Genomic DNA, 17053 nt, shown 5'->3' on the forward strand with positions numbered 1-17053 from the left:
GAGGAGAAGAACGTCGTGGGGTGAGATTCACGCGACCTCCTCGGCCGTGAGCTGCGACTCGACGATCTCGCGGTAGGTCGCGCACGTCTCGAGGAGCTCGTCGTGGGTGCCGGTGCCGACGACGGCGCCGTCCTCCATCACCACGATCCGGTCGGCGTGCCGGATGGTCGCGACCCGCTGCGCCACGATCACGACCGTCGCGTCACGGGTCACCGGTCGCAGCGCGGCCCGCAGCCGGGCGTCGGTGGTGAGGTCGAGGGCGGAGAAGGAGTCGTCGAAGAGGTAGATGTCGGGCCGGCGGATCACCGCGCGGGCGATCGCCATCCGCTGGCGCTGGCCGCCGCTGAGGCTCGACCCGCCCTGGGCCACCTCGGCGTCGAGCCGCTCGGGCATCGCCTCGACGAACTCGCGGGCCTGGGCGATCTCGAGGGCCTCCCACATCTCGTCCTCGGTGGCGTCGGGCTTGCCGTAGCGCAGGTTGTCCGCGATGGTCCCGCGGAAGAGGAAGGCCTTCTGGGGCACCAGCCCCAGCCGTGACCAGAGCGTCTCCATCTCCAGGTGGCGTACGTCGACGCCGCCGAGGCGCACCGCTCCCCCGGTCGCGTCGAACAGGCGCGGGACGAGGTTCACGAGGGTCGACTTCCCTGCACCGGTCGAGCCGACGATCGCCACGGTCTCGCCGGGCGAGGCGCGCAGCGACACTCCGCGCAGCACCGGCTCGTCCGCGCCGGGGTAGGCGAAGGTCACCGCGTCGAGCTCGAGGGCCAGCCTGTCGGGCAGGTCGGTGACGGGGTCGACGGGCGGCACGACCGACGACTCGGTGTCGAGCACCTCGGTGATGCGCTCGGCACAGACGGCAGCGCGCGGCACCATCATCAGCATGAACATCGCCATCATCACCGACATGACGATCTGCATCAGGTAGGAGATGTAGGCCGTCAGGGCGCCGACCTGCATCTGTCCGTCCTCGACCCGGTGGCCGCCGAACCACAGCACGCCGACGGTCGCGAGGTTGGCCACGATCATGACCGTCGGGAACATCGCCGCCTGCCACCGGCCGGCACGGACCGCCACGTCGGTCAGCTCGGCGTTGGCGTCGGCGAACCGGGCGGTCTCGTGCTCCTCGCGCACGAACGCCCGCACCACGCGTACGCCGGTGATCTGCTCGCGCAGCAGCCGGTTCACCTCGTCGATGCGCTCCTGCATGAGCCGGAAGCTCGGCACCATCTGCCGCACGATCAGGCCGATCGAGACCCCGAGCACCGGCACCACCGCCAGCACCAGCCACGACAGGCCGATGTCCTCGCGGGCGGCCATGATGATGCCGCCCACCATCATGATCGGCGCCGCGACCATCAGGGTGCCGCCCATGAGGACGAGCATCTGCACCTGCTGCACGTCGTTGGTCTCGCGGGTGATGAGCGACGGGGCACCGAAGTGCTGCACCTCGCGCGCGGAGAAGGACCCGACCCGGCGGAAGATCGCGGCACGCAGGTCGCGGCCGAAGCCCATCGCGTTGCGGGCGGAGAACCACACCGCGGCGATCGAGCAGACGACCTGCACGAGCGACACCGCGAGCATCAGCCCGCCGTGGCTCACGATGTAGGCGGTGTCACCGGTGACGACACCGCGGTCGATGATGTCGGCGTTGAGGCTCGGCAGGTAGAGCGCGGCCATCGTGCCGACGAACTGGAGCGCCACGACGGCCCCCAGCGGTGCGGCGTACGGCCGGAGGTAGGTGCGGACCAGGCGCAGCAGCATCAGGCGTCCTTCGTCCTCAGCACGCCGTCGAGCAGGGTGCCGACGATCTGGTCGGGGGTGAGCAGGTGCCCGTCGCTGATGTGGGGGTGGGTAGCGGAGAAGGTCAGCATCCGCAACATGTGCACCAGCTGCGCCGACGTGCAGGTGAGGCGGTCCGCGTCGGGATCGACGACCGCGACCATGACCTTCTCGGCCCGGCGACGACCCTCCTCCACGTGCCGGTGGTCCTTCGGCGGGCCGACCATCCCCATCGCGGTCATCAGCGCGAAGATGTCGCGGAAGCGCTCCTGGAGCAGCGCGCAGAGCGCGGTGAGCCGCTCACGGAACGGCTGCTCGACGTCGACCGACGCCAGGTCGGCGAGGAAGGGCTTCATGTCGAGGGCCTTCTCGACCGCTGCCATGACGAGGTCGTCCTTGGAGTCGAAGACCCGGAAGATCGTGCCCTCGGCGACCCCGGCGGCATCGGCGATCTGCTTGGTCGTCACCGCGCGTCCGTGCGCGAGCAGCAGCGGGAGGGTGGCCTCGACCAGCGCCTCGCGCCGGTCGTCAGGAGTCATCGGCCTGGCGCGGGGAGTCACCCCCAGAGGCTAGATGAGTGAGCACTCACTCACAATGGGCGCCATCGGTCACTTCACCGCGGACCGAGGACGAGGGTTGGGACGCGCACCGATGGGTATCCGTCGGGGCATGACTGCCATCGACAAGATCCTGAACTCCGCCTTCGTCGACAAGTACAGCGCCGCCATGGCGCCGTCCTTCGACTTCCTTGACACCAGCGCCGGCGCGGAGATCGACGTGCCGGGTGCGCCGGCGGCGGTGAGCACCGCGATCCAGAAGCTCGTCACCGACCAGGGCCACACCGTGGTCGGGGCGAGCGAGGACCAGCTCGAGCTGGCCGTCATCACCAAGAAGACGATGCTCAGCTGGGAGCTCGCCACCGGGATCGAGATCACCCCGACGTCACAGGGCTCGCACGTCTCGGTCTTCATGCAGAACATGCCTGGGCGCCCCAAGGCACTGCTCGACGGCAAGAAGAACAAGAAGGCAGCGCAGAAGCTCGCCGAGCAGATCAGGACCGCCGTCTGACGGCCGTCCGATGTGGGGTGCGCCTACGGCGCCAGGCGTACGACGTCCCAGCGCTCGCCGTCGCGGCGGTACACCAGCCTGTCGTGCATCCGCCCCGGTCGTCCCTGCCAGAACTCCACCACGTCCGGCGCGACGCGGTAGCCGCCCCACTCCGGCGGCACCGGTACCTCGCCGGCGGACTCGTCGGCGCCGAAGCGCTCCTGCACCCGGGCGTACGCCGCTGCGAGCTCGGCGCGCGAGGCGACCGGGCGCGACTGGTCCGAGGCCCAGGCCCCGAGCTGCGCACCGCGCGGGCGGGAGTGGAAGTAGGCCTCCACGTCCTCGTCCGAGAGCCGTGTCGCGACGCCCTCGACGCGCACCTGGCGCTCGAGCGGGTGCCAGGGGAAGAGGAGCGCGCAGTGCGGGTTGGCCGCGAGCTCGCCGCCCTTGCGCGAGGAGTGATTGGTGAAGAACACGAACCCGTCCGCCCCCACGCCCTTGAGCAGCACCATCCGGCTCGAGGGCCGGCCGTCGGCGTCGGCAGTGGCGATCACCATCGCGTTGGGCTCGTGCACCCCGGCCGCGACCGCCTGCTCGAGCCACCTCTCGAACATCTCGACCGGGTCGCCGGCCAGGTCGGGGAGGTCGAGACCCCCGCGGCCGTACTCCTCGCGCAGTCCGGAGAGGTCCATGTCCCGACCCTAGCCGGGAGCGAGGAACGAGCGCCGGGGTGCACAATGAGCCGTCCCGTGCGGTCCTCCCGGGACTCCCGCATCCTGAAGGAGCACCCATGACCGAGATCCAGCACGGCCTCGAAGGCGTGGTCGCGTTCGAGACCCAGATCGCGGAGCCCGACAAGGAGGGCTCGGCGCTGCGCTACCGCGGCGTGGACATCGAGGACCTCGTCGGCCGCGTGCCCTTCGAGAACGTCTGGGGCCTCCTGGTCGACGGCTCCTACACCCCCGGCCTCCCGCCGGCCGAGCCCTACAACATCGCCATCCACACCGGCGACGTGCGGGCCGACGTGCAGGCCAGCGTCGCCATGCTCGCCCCGATGCTCGGCATGGGCCAGACCTACGACATCTCCGACGAGCAGGCCCGCCTCGACCTCTCCCGCGTCGCGGTGATGGTGCTGTCGTACGCCGCCCAGTCCGCGCGCGGCCTCGGCAAGCCGATCGTCCCGCAGGCCGAGGTCGACCAGGGCACGACGCTCGCGGAGAAGTTCCTCATCCGCTGGCACGGCGAGGCCGACCCGAAGCACGCCCACGCCATCGATGCCTACTGGTCGTCGGCGGCCGAGCACGGCATGAACGCCTCGACCTTCACCGCGCGCGTGATCACCTCGACCGGCGCCGACGTCGCGGCGGCCTTCTCGGGCGCCATCGGCGCGATGAGCGGCCCGCTCCACGGTGGCGCTCCCTCGCGCGTCCTCGGCATGATCGAGGAGGTCGAGAAGCGCGACGGCGACGCCGCGTCCTACGTCAAGGAGCTGCTCGACAACGGCGAGCGCCTGATGGGCTTCGGCCACCGCGTCTACCGCGCCGAGGACCCCCGCGCCCGGGTGCTGCGCCGCACCGCCAAGGAGCTCGACGCCCCCCGCTACGAGGTGGCGGAGGCACTGGAGAAGGCGGCCCTCGCCGAGCTGCGCGAGCGGCGTCCGGACCGCGTGCTGGAGACCAACGTCGAGTTCTGGGCAGCCATCGTCCTCGACTTCGCCGAGGTGCCGTCGCACATGTTCACCTCGATGTTCACCTGCGCGCGCACCGGCGGCTGGTCGGCGCACATCCTCGAGCAGAAGACCACCGGTCGGCTGATCCGCCCGTCCGCGGTCTACGCCGGCCCGAGCACGCGGCCGGCCAGCGAGGTTCAGGGCTGGGACGAGGCCTGGGGAGCCTGAGCAGGCTCCCCCGGCGGGGCGGTCCTCCAGCGAGCACGACGGGGTCCCGCCGGGCAGGCGGGACCGGTTGGCCGCGATCCAGTGGTAGGCACGGCGGGCGACCGGGTCGACCGGACGGCTCGTCATGACGCGGGAGACGACGCGCCACGGCAGCGGTCCGGTGGCCAGGATGGCGGCGAACGCCCGGTGCCCGTAGTCGACGCGACCGTCGGAGTGGACGTACGGCATCTCGACGACCGCTCGGTCAGCGTCCACCCCCAGCCGTGCGAGGTCGACCTCCTGGATGGTCGAGGCGTCGATGTCGACCCCGAGCCGCGGGACCAGGGCGGCGGTGCGCATGCAGAAGCCACAGTCACCGTCGTTGAGCATCAGTCCGCGCTCCATTCTGCGAGCCTACGACGTAGGTCCTCGGTTCAGTCGGTCTGCTGGGCGTAGTACCAGGACGTCCTGCCCCGCGCGCCCTTGCGCGTGAGCGAGACGTGCAGGTGGTCGCGGTGCCGCAGCGTCGGCGAGCAGGACCGTTTCGTACGGCAGCTCGAGCTGAGGTAGCGCTTCGGCTCGAAGTCGTCGTAGGAGGCGTACATCCTGTCGTTCCAGATGATGTACATGATGCCCATGCGGCGGGCGAGCGCGTGCGGCTCACCGAGGTCGTCGGGGGCGAGGACCTCGTCGAGCAGTGCCTGCGCCAGCGCCAGGTCGACCGGGTCCTCGGCGTCGAGCAGCCAGTCGAAGGCGCGTGACTCCTGGTGCTCGCTGGTGCTCGAGCGGGAGCACGCGCGGCTGATCGGGCCGTAGCCACCACCACGGGCGACGAGCCAGTCGGCGAGCATCAGCACGCCGGGCCTCGGCGTCTGCAGGCACCTGGTCTGCGGCTGGTAGCCGGCGTAGGGCTCGATCGGCATGAGGTACGGCGCCGATGACGTGACGGTGCCGCGGGCGGAGGCGGTCGTCCCGTCCGCGGCGGCGGCACCGACCATGCCGGCCGCGACGCCCGTCACGACCAGCAGCAGGCACGCTGCCACGCGCACGAACGCTCGCATCGTCACGCCCCACCTTTCCCTCGAGATCGCATCTTTCACGCGAAGGTAGGCGCCCCCTCGATCACCGTCAGGCGATCGCCAGAAGATCACTCGTGTAGTTCCCGGGGCGTCACGTGGGTTCCGATCCGCGCCTGACCGATCACTTGCAGCAATGGAAAGTGACCAGTATGGTTTCCAGAATGGAAAGCGATGAAGCCAGGAGACAGCTGCGCGAGATCGAGCGCGGCGAGGCCGCGAGCTGGTTGCACTTCGCCGTTCACGACAGGTGGCAGCCCCTGGGCTTCGGTATCTGGGCCGGCGCCTTCGTGCTGTCGCTCGGACTGCTCGACGGGTCTTCGCGCAGCCTGGCGACCCTTGCGCTCATCGCGGCGCCGTGGGGCTACGTCGCGTGGGACCGGCAGCGTCGCGCGGTCTACCCCAGCGGTCCGATGCCTCCTGAGCTGCGACGTTCCACCTGGGCGCTCGTGGCCCTCTCGATCGCCGTCGCAATCCTGTCGTCCTCCGTCTACTTCGCAGCCGGCGCATGGGCCGCCGCACTCGCCGCAGGGATCGCCACAGCGGGGGCGGTGGAGCTGTACGGCTGCGTCTACGCCGCAGACGCGGAGCGGGTCCGCCGGCGGCTCGCATGAGCCGCGCGGCCACCGGCTCCGCCCTCGACGGGCTCGACCCGATCCTCAACGCCCCGAAGCGGTTGGCGATCATGGCCGTCCTCGAAGGCTCGCAGTTCGCAGAGTTCGGCTTCCTGCGCGATCACCTCGCGGTCAGCGACTCGGACCTGTCCAAGCAGGCCGCCACCCTGGAAGCGGCCGGCTATCTCACCATCCGCAAGTCCGGCCGAGGCCGAGGCGGGCTGACCTCCTACCAGGCGACGGCCGCCGGCACGGCGGCCTACCGCCGACACCGGGACGCGCTCCGCGCCATGCTGGGCTGACGCCGACCTGTCCCTCAGTTCCTACGCGATCCGCCTGCCGAAGCAGCGGCTGAGCTCGGAGCCGCAGTAGTGGCCGAAACCGGGGATCGGCTCGTAGCCCGAGGACGTGTAGAGCGCGATGGCCTCGGGCTGCTTCATCCCCGTCTCGAGCACCATCGCCTCGATGCCGGCCTCCGCGGCCGTGGCCTCGAGGTGGGCGAGCATCCGGCGCGCGACGCCCCGACGCTGGGCGGCCGGGACGACGTACATCCGCTTCACCTCGGCGGTGACCTCCGCCCCGAGCGCGCGCACCGAGCTGCGACGCCAGGCACCGGTCGCGACGGGGGTGCCCTCGACGTAGGCGACGTAGAACCTGCCCTGCGGGTCCTCGAAGTCGGCCGGGTCGATCGGCGACTCGTCCTGGCCGCCGTAGCGCGCGACGTACTCCGCCTGCACCGCCTCGATGAGGGCCTGCGCGTCGGGGTGGGTGATCGGGACCCGCACCACCTGCAGGTCGGTCTCCATCCGTGGTCCCCTGTCGTGATCCTGTGTGAGCGGGTGCCACAATAGGTGGCGCTGACAGCGTCGTCAGGACCGCCGTTCCGTGTTCCACCGTGATCCCACGTGAGGTTCCTCCATGACCGACGCCCTGAAGATCCCCGCCGAGCTCCTCCCGGCCGATGGCCGCTTCGGCGCGGGTCCGTCCAAGATCCAGACCAGCCACCTCGACGCCCTCGCCGCCACCGGCGACACGTTGATGGGCACCTCGCACCGGCAGGCGCCGGTCAAGAAGACCGTCGGCCGCGTGCGCGAGGGGCTGGCCGCGCTGTTCGACCTGCCCGAGGCCTACGAGGTGGTGCTCGGCAACGGCGGCGCCACCGCCTTCTGGGACATCGCCTGCTTCGGCCTGATCCGTGAGAAGAGCCAGCACCTGTCGTTCGGCGAGTTCTCCTCGAAGTTCGCCACGTCGGCCAGGAAGGCGCCGTGGCTCGCCGACCCGAGCGTCATCGCCAGCGAGCCCGGCTCGCGGCCCGACGCGGTCGCGGAGGAGGGCGTCGACGCCTACGCCTGGGCGCACAACGAGACGTCCACCGCGGTCATGGCGCCCGTACGCCGCCCGGCGGACGTGGCCGACGACGCGCTGGTGCTGGTCGACGCGACCTCCGGCGCCGGCGGCCTGCCGGTCGACCTGCACCAGGTCGACACCTACTACTTCGCGCCGCAGAAGTGCTTCGCCTCCGACGGCGGCCTGTGGATCGCACTGATGTCACCGCGCGCCCTGGCCCGCGCCGAGGAGATCGCTGCCAGCGACCGCTACGTCCCGCCCTTCTTCGACCTGCCGACCGCGATCGACAACTCGTCGAAGAACCAGACCTACAACACCCCGTCGGTCGCCACGCTCTTCCTGATGGCCGAGCAGCTCGACTGGATGAACGCCCAAGGTGGGCTGTCGGCGATGGTCGACCGCACCACGGCGTCCTCGGACGCGCTCTACGGATGGGCCGAGCGCACCGCCTACACCACGCCGTACGTCACCGAGGCCGCCGACCGCTCGCTGGTGATCGGCACGATCGACTTCGACGACTCCATCGACGCCGCCTCGATCGCCGCGACCCTGCGCGCCAACGGCATCGTCGACACCGAGCCCTACCGCAAGCTCGGGCGCAACCAGCTGCGGATCGCGATGTACCCCGCGATCGACCCCTCCGACGTCGAGAAGCTCACCGCCGCGATCGACCACGTCGTCGCCCACAGCTGAGGCTCCTCCTGCCGAGCGGGCGCTTCCTCGCGGCAGACCACGCCGACCGGGCACTTCCTTTCGAAGGAAGTGCCCGGTCGGCGCGTTCCAGCGCAAGGAAGTGCCCGGTCGGTGCATTTCAGCGCGAGGAAGCGCCCGGTCAGTGCCCGGTCAGTCTGCGAGGAGCTTGAGCACCGCGCGCTCGAGGGCGGCCTGACGGGCGTCGTCGGTGTCGTAGCGGCCACGCACCTTGATCGTGCGGCCGCGCTCGTAGGCCTCGACGACCCGCGGGTCGACGTAGGACGAGCGGGCCAGCGTCGGGGTGTTGCCGAGGAAGTCCGAGACCTCCTTCATCGCGCTCGATACCGCACGCTTGCGCGAGGTCTTGGTCTTCCCCGGCTCGTCGGTCTCGGCGAGCGCGGCGGCGGCGATGACGGTCGCGTGCCAGGTGCGGAAGTCCTTGGCGGAGGCGTCGATCCCCATGCAGGTGCGGATGTAGTCGTTGACCTCGGCCGAGCTCAGCCCGCGCCAGGTGCGACCGTCCTTCCAGGCCAGCAGCTCGTCGCCGCCGCCGCGACGGCGCCGCATCACGTCGATCGACTCGATGGCCGGTTCGTCGTCGATGTCGATGCAGTGCTCGACCCCGGACTTGCCGACGAAGCAGAAGCGCAGGCCGCCGGCGTGCCGCGAGACGTGCTCCTTGCGCAGGGTGGTGAGCCCAAACGAGCCGTTGGTGTCGGTGTAGACGTCGTTGCCGATGCGGAAGTAGCCCAGGTCCAGCAGGCGTACGGCGACCGCGCACGCACGCTCGAGCGACATGCCCTCGGAGCCCATGTCGGTGAGCACGCGCTCGCGGGCCCTCGACAGCGCCTTGCCGAAGCCGAGGATGCGGTCGAACTTCGCCGCGTCACGGCTGGTGCGCCACTGCGGGTGGTAGAGGTACTGGCGGCGACCGGCGTCGTCGGTGCCGACGGCCTGGAGGTGGCCGTTGGCGTAGGGGGTGATCCAGACGTCCTTCCAGGCCGGCGGGATGACGAGGTCCTTGCACCGCTGGACCTGCTCGGCGTCGAGCTTGTTGCCGTCCTGGTCGAGGTAGGTGAAGCCCTTGCCGGAACGGCGTCGGGTCCAGCCCGGCTGGTCGGGGAACGTACGCCGCAGTCGGGGCATGCGGTGAACCTACTCACCGCGACCCCGACGTGCGGACACCCCGAGGGAGGTCAGTCCGGCCGGAGACCCCTCAGACGTCGTGGCCGCCCTCGAGCAGGCGTCGCGCCAGCTCTCGCTGGGCGTCGCTCAGCAGGTCCTCGGGGATGCTCACGGGGTCGTTGCCGGCGACGGTGAACGTGTAGAGGTACATGTCGGGGCGGGGCGGGGAGGCCTTGACGACGGGGTGGGACAGCGCGTCGGCCACCAGCGCCGGCAGGTCGGGCTCGGTGGGGTCGTCCAGGTCGACCTCGGCCGCCTGGGTCCGTCCGACGAAGCCTCCGCTGCGCTCCACCCGGAGCCTGCCAGCCGCAGCGGCCACCGGCGTCGCGGCCCCGGTCCCGCCCGGCTCCACCCCGACCTGGCCCCACGCCTCGCGCACGACGTCGCCGTGCTCGCCGGCCGCCGCGACCGTCGCTGCGGCGAAGGTTGCGAAGTCCGCCCCGGGCGGGACGTCACCGCCGGCGAGGGCGGCGTACCAGATCCGGCCGGCCCCCTCGACCGCACGACCGCCCATCGCCACCGCCGCGAGCTGGAAGGCCTTGTTGGGGATGCCGGAGTTGAGGTGGACACCGCCGTTGTCGGCCGCGGTGACGACGTAGTCGTCCATGTGCCCGACCTGCGGGTCCGCGCCCACCTCGGGGTCGTCGTAGGCGGTGCCGGGCGCGGCCATGTCGCGCAGCGCGCGGGCCTGCACGGTCGGCATGAAGATGCCCTCGCCGATCAGCCAGTCTCCCTCGCCGGCGTCCTGCCCGAGCAGGCGCTGCTTGAGGCAGGAGGCGAACACGTCGGCGACGGACTCGTTGAGCGCGCCGGACTGGCCGCGGTAGGTCAGGTCGGCGGTGTGCTCGATGACGGCGTGCGCGAACTCGTGGGCCAGCACGTCCACCGGCTTGGTGAAGCGCTCGAAGATCCGGCCGTCCCCATCGCCGAAGACCAGCTGGGTGCCGTCCCAGAAGGCGTTGTTGTAGTCGGTGCCGTAGTGGACGGTGAGGCTCACGGGAGCGCCGGCGGCGTCGTGGGAGTCGCGACCGAGCTCCTCGGCGAACATCGCGAGCGTGGCCGCGATCCCGTCCGCGGCCTCGTCGACCGCCACGTCGTCCGTGGCCGGCTCGCCCGCGCGCCGGGCCGGCGTGCCGGGCAGGGACGTGCGCGAGCCGGCGTCGTGCACCGTCCAGGCCGCCTCCTCCGCCACGGCCGCGGCCGGACCACGGGCGATGGCGCCGCGGCGCAGCCTGAGCTCGTCGTCGTAGGCCGCCCGCTCGGGGCCGTCGACGCGCTCGGCGAGCCAGGGCGGGATGAACGTGCAGCGGTCGTGGGCGAGGTGGGTGTCCCGAGAGGTCATGGGACATCTCTACCCCGCGGCTCCGACACCCGGTAGGCCCCCGCGTGCGGGACCGGGTCCCCCGCGCTGCGCGAGGCGTCGCGAAGTCTCGAAATCGCGTCCCCCGCACTAGACTTTCCACGCTGCGGCCGTGTCGGCCGCGCCCGGCCGCACGGCCACTCGCTCGTTTCCGCCCCGGAAGGCTCCTGCATGTCCACCCAGTCCCGCTCCGACCTGCGCAACGTCGCGATCGTCGCCCACGTCGACCACGGCAAGACCACGCTGGTCGACGCGATGCTCCGCCAGGCAGGCGCCTTCACCGCGCACCAGGCCGAGAGCGTCGCCGACCGCGTCATGGACTCCGGCGACCTCGAGCGCGAGAAGGGCATCACGATCCTCGCGAAGAACACCGCCGTCCACTACGCCGGCCCCGCCGGTGGCGGCCAGCCGATGGTCATCAACATCATCGACACCCCCGGCCACGCCGACTTCGGTGGCGAGGTCGAGCGCGGCCTGTCGATGGTCGACGGCATCGTGCTCCTCGTCGACGCCTCCGAGGGCCCGCTCCCCCAGACCCGCTTCGTGCTGCGCAAGGCGCTCAACGCCGACATGCCGGTCATCCTGGTCGTCAACAAGACCGACCGCAGCGATGCGCGGATCAGCGAGGTCGTCGACGAGAGCTACGAGCTCTTCATGGACCTCCTCGACGACACCCACAGCCAGGACGCCCTCGACTTCCCGGTCGTCTACGCATCCGGCAAGGCCGGCATCGCGTCGCTGGAGAAGCCCGAGGACGGCACGATGCCCGAGGGCACCGACCTCGAGCCGCTCTTCAAGACGATCCTCGAGACCATCCCCGCCCCGCAGTACGACGAGGGCGCGCCGCTCCAGGCCCACGTCACCAACCTCGACTCCTCGCCGTTCCTCGGTCGCCTCGCGCTGCTGCGCATCCACCAGGGCCACCTCAAGAAGGGCCAGACCGTCGCGTGGATCAAGCGCGACGGCGCGGTGAAGAACGTCCGGATCACCGAGCTCCTCGTCACCGAGGGCCTCGAGCGCGTCCCCGGCGAGTCCGCGGGCCCCGGTGACATCGTCGCCATCGCCGGCATCCCCGACATCACGATCGGCGAGACCCTCGCCGACGCCGAGAACCCGGTCGCGCTGCCGCTCATCCACGTCGACGAGCCGGCCATCTCGATGACCATCGGCACCAACACCTCGCCGATGGTCGGCAAGGTCAAGGGAGCGAAGGTCACCGCCCGCCTGGTCAAGGACCGCCTCGACGCCGAGCTCATCGGCAACGTGTCGCTGCGGGTCCTGCCGACCGAGCGCCCCGACGCGTGGGAGGTCCAGGGCCGCGGCGAGCTGGCGCTGGCGATCCTCGTGGAGCAGATGCGCCGCGAGGGCTTCGAGCTCACCGTCGGCAAGCCGCAGGTGGTCACCCGCGAGGTCGACGGCAAGATCCACGAGCCCTTCGAGCGCCTCACGATCGACGCCCCGGAGGAGTACCTCGGCACGATCACCGAGCTCCTCGCGAGCCGCAAGGGCCGCATGGAGGGCATGACCAACCACGGCACCGGCTGGGTGCGGATGGACTTCGTCGTCCCCTCGCGCGGCCTGATCGGCTTCCGCACCGAGTTCCTCACCGAGACCCGCGGCACCGGCATCGCCCACCACATCTCCGAGGGCTACCACCCCTGGGCCGGCGAGATCCGCTCGCGCAACAACGGCTCGCTGGTGGCCGACCGCAGCGGTGCGGCGACGGCGTACGCCATGACGTCGCTCCAGGAGCGCGGCGTGCTCTTCGTGGAGCCGACCACCGAGGTCTACGAGGGGATGATCGTCGGCGAGAACTCGCGCGCCGACGACATGGACGTCAACATCACCAAGGAGAAGCAGCAGACCAACATCCGGTCCGCCACCTCGGACAACTTCGAGAAGCTGATCCCGCCGAAGCGCCTCTCCCTCGAGCAGTGCCTGGAGTTCTGCCGCGAGGACGAGTGCGTCGAGGTCACCCCGGAGCAGGTCCGGATCCGCAAGGTCGTGCTCGACGCCAACGCGCGCGCCAAGACCGCGAGCCGGGCGCGCAAGGCCAACAAGTAGGTCCCGCGATGCCATGCAGCCCCACCGCGCCCCACGACGACCAGCTCGCCGAGGACCTCGCGTCGTGGCTGGAGGGCCTCGGCCTGGCCGAGCAGCTGGAGGCTGCGGCCCTTCCGTCCTACGTGCGCGGTGCCGACGGCAAAGCCCACTGGCGCGAGCCCGCGACCGGTGAGCCGCTGACGCACGAGCGGCTGGTCGAGCTCGACCGGGTGCTGCGCGCGCAGGGCGACGACCCCGCCCACGCAGTGCCGGTGGGGCTGGTCCGGCTCCGGCGCGAGACGCGGCTGCGGGCTGCGCTGCTCGACGGCGGCTGGCTCGACTACGCCGGTGTGGCGCGCCTGCGTGGCACCTCGGAGAACGCAGCCCGCTTCGCCCTGCACAAGGCGGCCGAGCGCCGCGCGGTGCTGCTGGTGCAGTACGAGGGCAGGACGCTGGTGCCGTCCTTCCAGCTCGACGGCGCCGGTGAGGTCCGCAGCGAGCTGCTGGCCGTGCTCGAGCCGCTGCTCGCCTCCGGGTCCGACCCGTGGCGCACCTGGATCTGGCTCACCAGTCCCGCCGCACTGCTCGGCGGTGCGGTGCCGCACGAGGCCGCCCGCGATCCCGAGGAGCTGCCGGTCGTGCAGCACGCCGCGGTCGCGCTGGCCGAGCGCGCACGCTCGACACGCGGCTGACCCGGACGCGACGAGGGCCGCCCCGCACGTGGCGGGACGGCCCTCGGTCGTCGTACGGTCGTGCGATCAGTCGGTCGGCGTCTCGGTCACGACGGCGACGCCCTCGATCCGGATCGGCTTGTTCTTCGCCACGACGATCCGCAGCTTGCCCTTGCGTGCCTTCGGGAGGTCGAAGGTGCGCAGCGAGCTGAAGGACCGCTTGCCGGCGAACTTCACCACGCCGAGCTTGCGCTTGCCGAGGAACACGCGTGCCTTGCCGCCGTTCTTCGACTTGCCGATGACGAGCACGATGCGCTCGGTGGCCGGCACGCGGGTGACCAGCTCGGAGCCCTTGCGGCGCGAGGTGATGTAGTCGCCGAACATCGCCCGCTTGTCCTTCTTGCGGTTCCACGAGCCCTTCCTCGCGAAGGTGCTCTCATCACGCGGCACGGTGAACGTCACCGTGGCAGGCGTCGGGTCGGCGACACCGGCGGCGTTGACCGCAGCGACGCTGACCACGTGGGTGCCGGCACGGAACCGATCGGTGAGCCCTGCGGCGTCACACGGCACGGCCTCCGCGTCGACGATGCACACGAAGGTCGCCGGGGAGATCGACGAGGCGTAGGTGAACGTCTGCCTGCGCTCGAGCACGATCGCGCCGTTGGCCGGCCCCGAGGTGAGTGTCGTCTCCGGCGCGGGCGTCGCCTTCAGCGCGAAGGACGCGTCGTTGACGTCGAAGAAGTAGTTGCCCACTGCCTCGATCCGGATGCGTACGTCGCCTGCGGTGACGTTGGGCATCGCGAAGGTCTCCGACCCGTCGTTCGGCGTCGACGCGGCGAGCACGGTGCCGAAGGTGGCCCCGCCGTCGGTCGACACGGTGATCCGCACGTTCTCGGCCAGCTTCCGCGTGCCGTTGACCGCCCAGGTGACCGGGACGGACGAGCCGCCGGCCACGGTGGCGCCGGGAGCGGACTGCGAGGTGACCAGGAACGGACCGGCCGACGGGTCGACGGTCAGGGTGACGTCGTCGACGGCGAGGCCGCCACCGCGGACGGCGAGGTCGCGGGCGGTGAGCCGGAAGTTCATCTTCCGGTCGTCCGCGTCCAGGCTGCCGAGGTAGTCGACGTCGGGCAGGTACTCGGAGTAGCAGTCGAGCAGCGTGTCCGGGAGCTGCCGGTTGTTGGGCAGCGGCGCACCAGCAGCATCGACAGCTGCCGGGCAGTCACCCGTGGTCGCGTTGGTGTTGCCGGCGAGCACCTGCGCCATGTCGGGGAAGACCCGGTTCGGGCTCCCGTCGGCGAGGTTGATGCCCGGTGAGGGGCTCTTGAGGGTGTCCTCGTCGGAGACGACGGCGTCGTCACCGAAGACGCGGAAGAGCGGGCCGTAGACCTTGGTGTTGGCGGAGAGCCGGGTGCCCTCGCCGAAGTTGGTCTGCTCCCAGAGGTAGACCAGGGCGTCACCGTCGTCGTCGCTGCCCGAACCGCTCAGCGCGAACGGCGTACGGATCGGGACGACCTTGTCCTCACCGGCGGAGACCGACGGGTTGGTGTTGTCGCCCTCCAGCGGGAAGCCCTGCGCCTGCGACGGGCCGCCGCGGGCGGTCTCGCCCACGAAGCCGCTGACACCGGTCGAACCGTTGGTGACGGCCAGCTGGTCCTCGACGGCGTAGCCGGCGGCCAGGATGCTCGGGGTGGAGTTGAAGATCACCTGGAAGCCGGTCTCGTCGACCGGGGTCAGCGGAAGGCTGAACTCGTCGAAGCCCCACTGGGCGATGGACACCGGCTGGTCGACGATCTCCTCGATGGCCGCCTTGATGCCGGCCGCGGTGTAGTTGGTGCCGAGCACGATCGGGTCGGTGGTCGCGCCACCGATCTCGAGCGTGAACGAGTCACCCGCGTCGCCGAAGCCGCGCAGGGAGACCGTCTGGACCTCGACGTTGCCGTACGGGTCCTGGTCCATCGTCGCGTAGGCCTCGTCCACGGTGAGGAACGAGAAGTAGGGGTCGGTGTGCGGCTGGAGGTCGTCCTGGCCGCAGATGCCGGCGTACGCCATCACCGAGGAGCCCGAGCCGGGCTCGACCGAGGCGTCGGAGATGTTGCCGCCACAGGCGCCGAGGGCGCCGTTGAAGGTGTGGTTGCCGCCGAACTGGTGGCCGATCTCGTGTGCGACGTAGTCGACTGCGAAGAAGTCGCCCTTGGGCTCGGGGAGGCCGGTGCAGCCGCCGCCCTTGTAGTCGCCGCCGATGACGCCGAGGTAGGCGACGCCGCCGCCGTTCACACCGAGGGCGATGTGGCCGACGTCGTAGTTGGAGGCGCCGACCAGCTGGCCGAGCACGGTGCGGTTCTTGCCGAGGGTGTTGCCGCTGCAGAAGTCGAGGTCACCGAAGGTGTCGTCGCCGTCGTCGGGCGTCCCGTTGTCGTCGTACGGCGCGAAGCAGGGCGCGCTGCCGCACGGGCCGTCGGGGCCGGTCGCCTCGGCGTCGGTGTCGAGGTTGAGCTTGTCGGTGTCGTTGACCAGGCGCAGCTCGACGGCGAGGTCGTCGTTGTAGATCTCGTTGACCCGGTTGATCAGCGTGACCTTCTCGGCCAGCACGTTCTCGGTGCCGAAGTAGGCGGCGTAGGACGGGTCGGAGGTCAGGGCGAGGCGGTAGTAGCGCCGGTTCACCGCCGCGTCGGCGACACGGTCGGCGGTCCCGGCCTCGGTGACCGTCTCGCGCAGCGCCTCGACCTCACCCTCGGCACGGCGCTGGGCCGGCTCGGGGAGGGCGGACGAGCGGTAGCTGAGGTGGGTGGTGGTGCCACGGCGGTTGAACGCCGGGTCGACGTACCAGTCGGCCTGGGCGCCGGGCTCGCGCACGAAGGCGTGGAAGCCCATCGGCGTGATGTCGAGCGCGATCGAGGACTTCGGGTCGTCGACGCCGACGCCGGACCAGGTCTGGATCTCGGGGTGCGCCGCGGCGAGCTCCGACTCCATGGTCTGGGACCGCTGGACGCGGAAGGACTCCAGCGAGCCGTCCGGTCCCGGGATCTCGACGACTGCGGTGGCGTCGCCGCTCGGGAGGTCAGCGCGGAGGGTGGCGAGGTCGACGCGCGTGGCGGCGTACTCCTTGGGCTCCACACGGATCTTGTCGCCCGAGAGCGAGAATCCGCGGAGCGGGGCGAACGCCGTGTCGTCGGGTGCGGCGGTGGCGGGAGCGATCGAGCTCAGCGCACCTGCTCCCATGACGAGGGCGAGACTGACGGACAGGGTGCGGAACCGAGCTGACACACATGCTCCTTCGAAGGTGGAGGTCGCAGCCTAAGGTCGACGTGGTGGTCTGCACCACACCTCCTTGGTAGGGGGGTAGGTGGTGCGGCGGTTCC

At 71.0% G+C, this 17053-nt stretch carries 15 protein-coding genes; 7 read left to right on the forward strand and 8 right to left on the reverse strand.

Annotated elements, in window-relative coordinates:
- Positions 1-27: 27 nt before the first annotated feature.
- On the reverse strand, positions 28-1761 hold the full coding sequence (locus CFI00_RS20400) for an ABC transporter ATP-binding protein (protein ID WP_207082791.1): 1734 nt from the start codon (positions 1759-1761) through the stop codon (positions 28-30).
- A complete protein-coding gene (locus CFI00_RS20405; protein ID WP_207082792.1) occupies positions 1761-2339 on the reverse strand; it encodes a TetR/AcrR family transcriptional regulator in 579 nt (192 codons plus the stop codon). The genes CFI00_RS20400 and CFI00_RS20405 overlap by 1 nt, the downstream gene beginning before the upstream one ends.
- A gap of 109 nt (positions 2340-2448) precedes the next feature.
- Between CFI00_RS20405 and CFI00_RS20410 the strand changes: the two genes are divergently transcribed.
- Positions 2449-2847: a hypothetical protein gene (locus CFI00_RS20410; RefSeq protein ID WP_207082793.1), complete on the forward strand. Its 399-nt coding sequence runs from the start codon at positions 2449-2451 to the stop codon at positions 2845-2847.
- A gap of 23 nt (positions 2848-2870) precedes the next feature.
- On the opposite strand, the gene pdxH is transcribed toward CFI00_RS20410, so the two are convergent.
- Positions 2871-3518: a pyridoxamine 5'-phosphate oxidase gene (pdxH, locus tag CFI00_RS20415; protein WP_207082794.1), complete on the reverse strand. Its 648-nt coding sequence runs from the start codon at positions 3516-3518 to the stop codon at positions 2871-2873.
- A 98-nt stretch (positions 3519-3616) separates the two neighbouring features.
- On the opposite strand from pdxH, the gene CFI00_RS20420 reads away from it, so the two are divergent.
- The gene (locus tag CFI00_RS20420; protein WP_207082795.1) at positions 3617-4723 is read left to right on the forward strand and encodes a citrate synthase 2; all 1107 of its coding nucleotides are present in this window, start codon (positions 3617-3619) and stop codon (positions 4721-4723) included.
- A 413-nt stretch (positions 4724-5136) separates the two neighbouring features.
- Here CFI00_RS20420 and CFI00_RS20430 read toward each other — a convergent pair whose 3' ends face one another.
- Positions 5137-5769, reverse strand: coding sequence for a hypothetical protein (locus CFI00_RS20430; protein ID WP_207082796.1), 633 nt, complete (start codon positions 5767-5769; stop codon positions 5137-5139).
- A 173-nt stretch (positions 5770-5942) separates the two neighbouring features.
- On the opposite strand from CFI00_RS20430, the gene CFI00_RS20435 reads away from it, so the two are divergent.
- Positions 5943-6392 carry a hypothetical protein gene (locus CFI00_RS20435; protein WP_207082797.1) on the forward strand — a complete coding sequence of 150 codons (450 nt, stop codon included), beginning with the start codon at positions 5943-5945 and terminating at the stop codon, positions 6390-6392.
- Positions 6389-6694: a transcriptional regulator gene (locus CFI00_RS20440; protein ID WP_207082798.1), complete on the forward strand. Its 306-nt coding sequence runs from the start codon at positions 6389-6391 to the stop codon at positions 6692-6694. The genes CFI00_RS20435 and CFI00_RS20440 overlap by 4 nt, the downstream gene beginning before the upstream one ends.
- A 21-nt stretch (positions 6695-6715) precedes the next feature.
- Here CFI00_RS20440 and CFI00_RS20445 read toward each other — a convergent pair whose 3' ends face one another.
- Entirely contained in the window at positions 6716-7198 is a 483-nt protein-coding gene (locus CFI00_RS20445) for a GNAT family N-acetyltransferase (protein WP_207082799.1), read from the reverse strand.
- Positions 7199-7310: 112 nt separating this feature from the next.
- On the opposite strand from CFI00_RS20445, the gene serC reads away from it, so the two are divergent.
- Complete coding sequence (gene serC, locus CFI00_RS20450; protein WP_207082800.1) at positions 7311-8432, forward strand: phosphoserine transaminase; 1122 nt, start codon at positions 7311-7313, stop codon at positions 8430-8432.
- Positions 8433-8582: 150 nt separating this feature from the next.
- Here the strand turns inward: serC and CFI00_RS20455 are convergent, their stop codons facing one another.
- Both CFI00_RS20455 and CFI00_RS20460 read right to left on the reverse strand, forming a co-directional pair.
- Positions 8583-9578, reverse strand: a complete 996-nt coding sequence (locus CFI00_RS20455; protein WP_207082801.1) for a DNA topoisomerase IB — start codon at positions 9576-9578, stop codon at positions 8583-8585.
- 70 nt (positions 9579-9648) lie between these two features.
- Entirely contained in the window at positions 9649-10959 is a 1311-nt protein-coding gene (locus CFI00_RS20460) for a protealysin inhibitor emfourin (RefSeq protein WP_207082802.1), read from the reverse strand.
- Positions 10960-11148: 189 nt separating this feature from the next.
- On the opposite strand from CFI00_RS20460, the gene typA reads away from it, so the two are divergent.
- Both typA and CFI00_RS20470 read left to right on the forward strand, forming a co-directional pair.
- Complete coding sequence (typA, locus tag CFI00_RS20465; protein WP_207082803.1) at positions 11149-13041, forward strand: translational GTPase TypA; 1893 nt, start codon at positions 11149-11151, stop codon at positions 13039-13041.
- Positions 13042-13049: 8 nt separating this feature from the next.
- Positions 13050-13712 carry a hypothetical protein gene (locus CFI00_RS20470; protein WP_207082804.1) on the forward strand — a complete coding sequence of 221 codons (663 nt, stop codon included), beginning with the start codon at positions 13050-13052 and terminating at the stop codon, positions 13710-13712.
- Positions 13713-13778: 66 nt separating this feature from the next.
- On the opposite strand, the gene CFI00_RS20475 is transcribed toward CFI00_RS20470, so the two are convergent.
- Positions 13779-16958, reverse strand: a complete 3180-nt coding sequence (locus CFI00_RS20475) for a reprolysin-like metallopeptidase (protein WP_242532532.1) — start codon at positions 16956-16958, stop codon at positions 13779-13781.
- Positions 16959-17053: the final 95 nt, after the last annotated feature.

Origin of the sequence: Nocardioides sp. S5 (assembly GCF_017310035.1) — a bacterium.
Lineage (GTDB): Bacteria > Actinomycetota > Actinomycetes > Propionibacteriales > Nocardioidaceae > Nocardioides.

Excerpts from the sequence above, each read along its gene's own strand:
- CFI00_RS20400 (WP_207082791.1), bottom strand. The coding sequence starts at position 1,761 with ATGCTGCTGCGCCTGGTCCGCACCTACCTCCGGCCGTACGCCGCACCG.
- CFI00_RS20410 (WP_207082793.1), top strand. The coding sequence starts at position 2,449 with ATGACTGCCATCGACAAGATCCTGAACTCCGCCTTCGTCGACAAGTAC.
- pdxH (WP_207082794.1), bottom strand. The coding sequence starts at position 3,518 with ATGGACCTCTCCGGACTGCGCGAGGAGTACGGCCGCGGGGGTCTCGAC.
- CFI00_RS20420 (WP_207082795.1), top strand. The coding sequence starts at position 3,617 with ATGACCGAGATCCAGCACGGCCTCGAAGGCGTGGTCGCGTTCGAGACC.
- CFI00_RS20435 (WP_207082797.1), top strand. The coding sequence starts at position 5,943 with ATGGAAAGCGATGAAGCCAGGAGACAGCTGCGCGAGATCGAGCGCGGC.
- CFI00_RS20440 (WP_207082798.1), top strand. The coding sequence starts at position 6,389 with ATGAGCCGCGCGGCCACCGGCTCCGCCCTCGACGGGCTCGACCCGATC.
- CFI00_RS20445 (WP_207082799.1), bottom strand. The coding sequence starts at position 7,198 with ATGGAGACCGACCTGCAGGTGGTGCGGGTCCCGATCACCCACCCCGAC.
- serC (WP_207082800.1), top strand. The coding sequence starts at position 7,311 with ATGACCGACGCCCTGAAGATCCCCGCCGAGCTCCTCCCGGCCGATGGC.
- CFI00_RS20455 (WP_207082801.1), bottom strand. The coding sequence starts at position 9,578 with ATGCCCCGACTGCGGCGTACGTTCCCCGACCAGCCGGGCTGGACCCGA.
- CFI00_RS20460 (WP_207082802.1), bottom strand. The coding sequence starts at position 10,959 with ATGACCTCTCGGGACACCCACCTCGCCCACGACCGCTGCACGTTCATC.
- typA (WP_207082803.1), top strand. The coding sequence starts at position 11,149 with ATGTCCACCCAGTCCCGCTCCGACCTGCGCAACGTCGCGATCGTCGCC.
- CFI00_RS20470 (WP_207082804.1), top strand. The coding sequence starts at position 13,050 with ATGCCATGCAGCCCCACCGCGCCCCACGACGACCAGCTCGCCGAGGAC.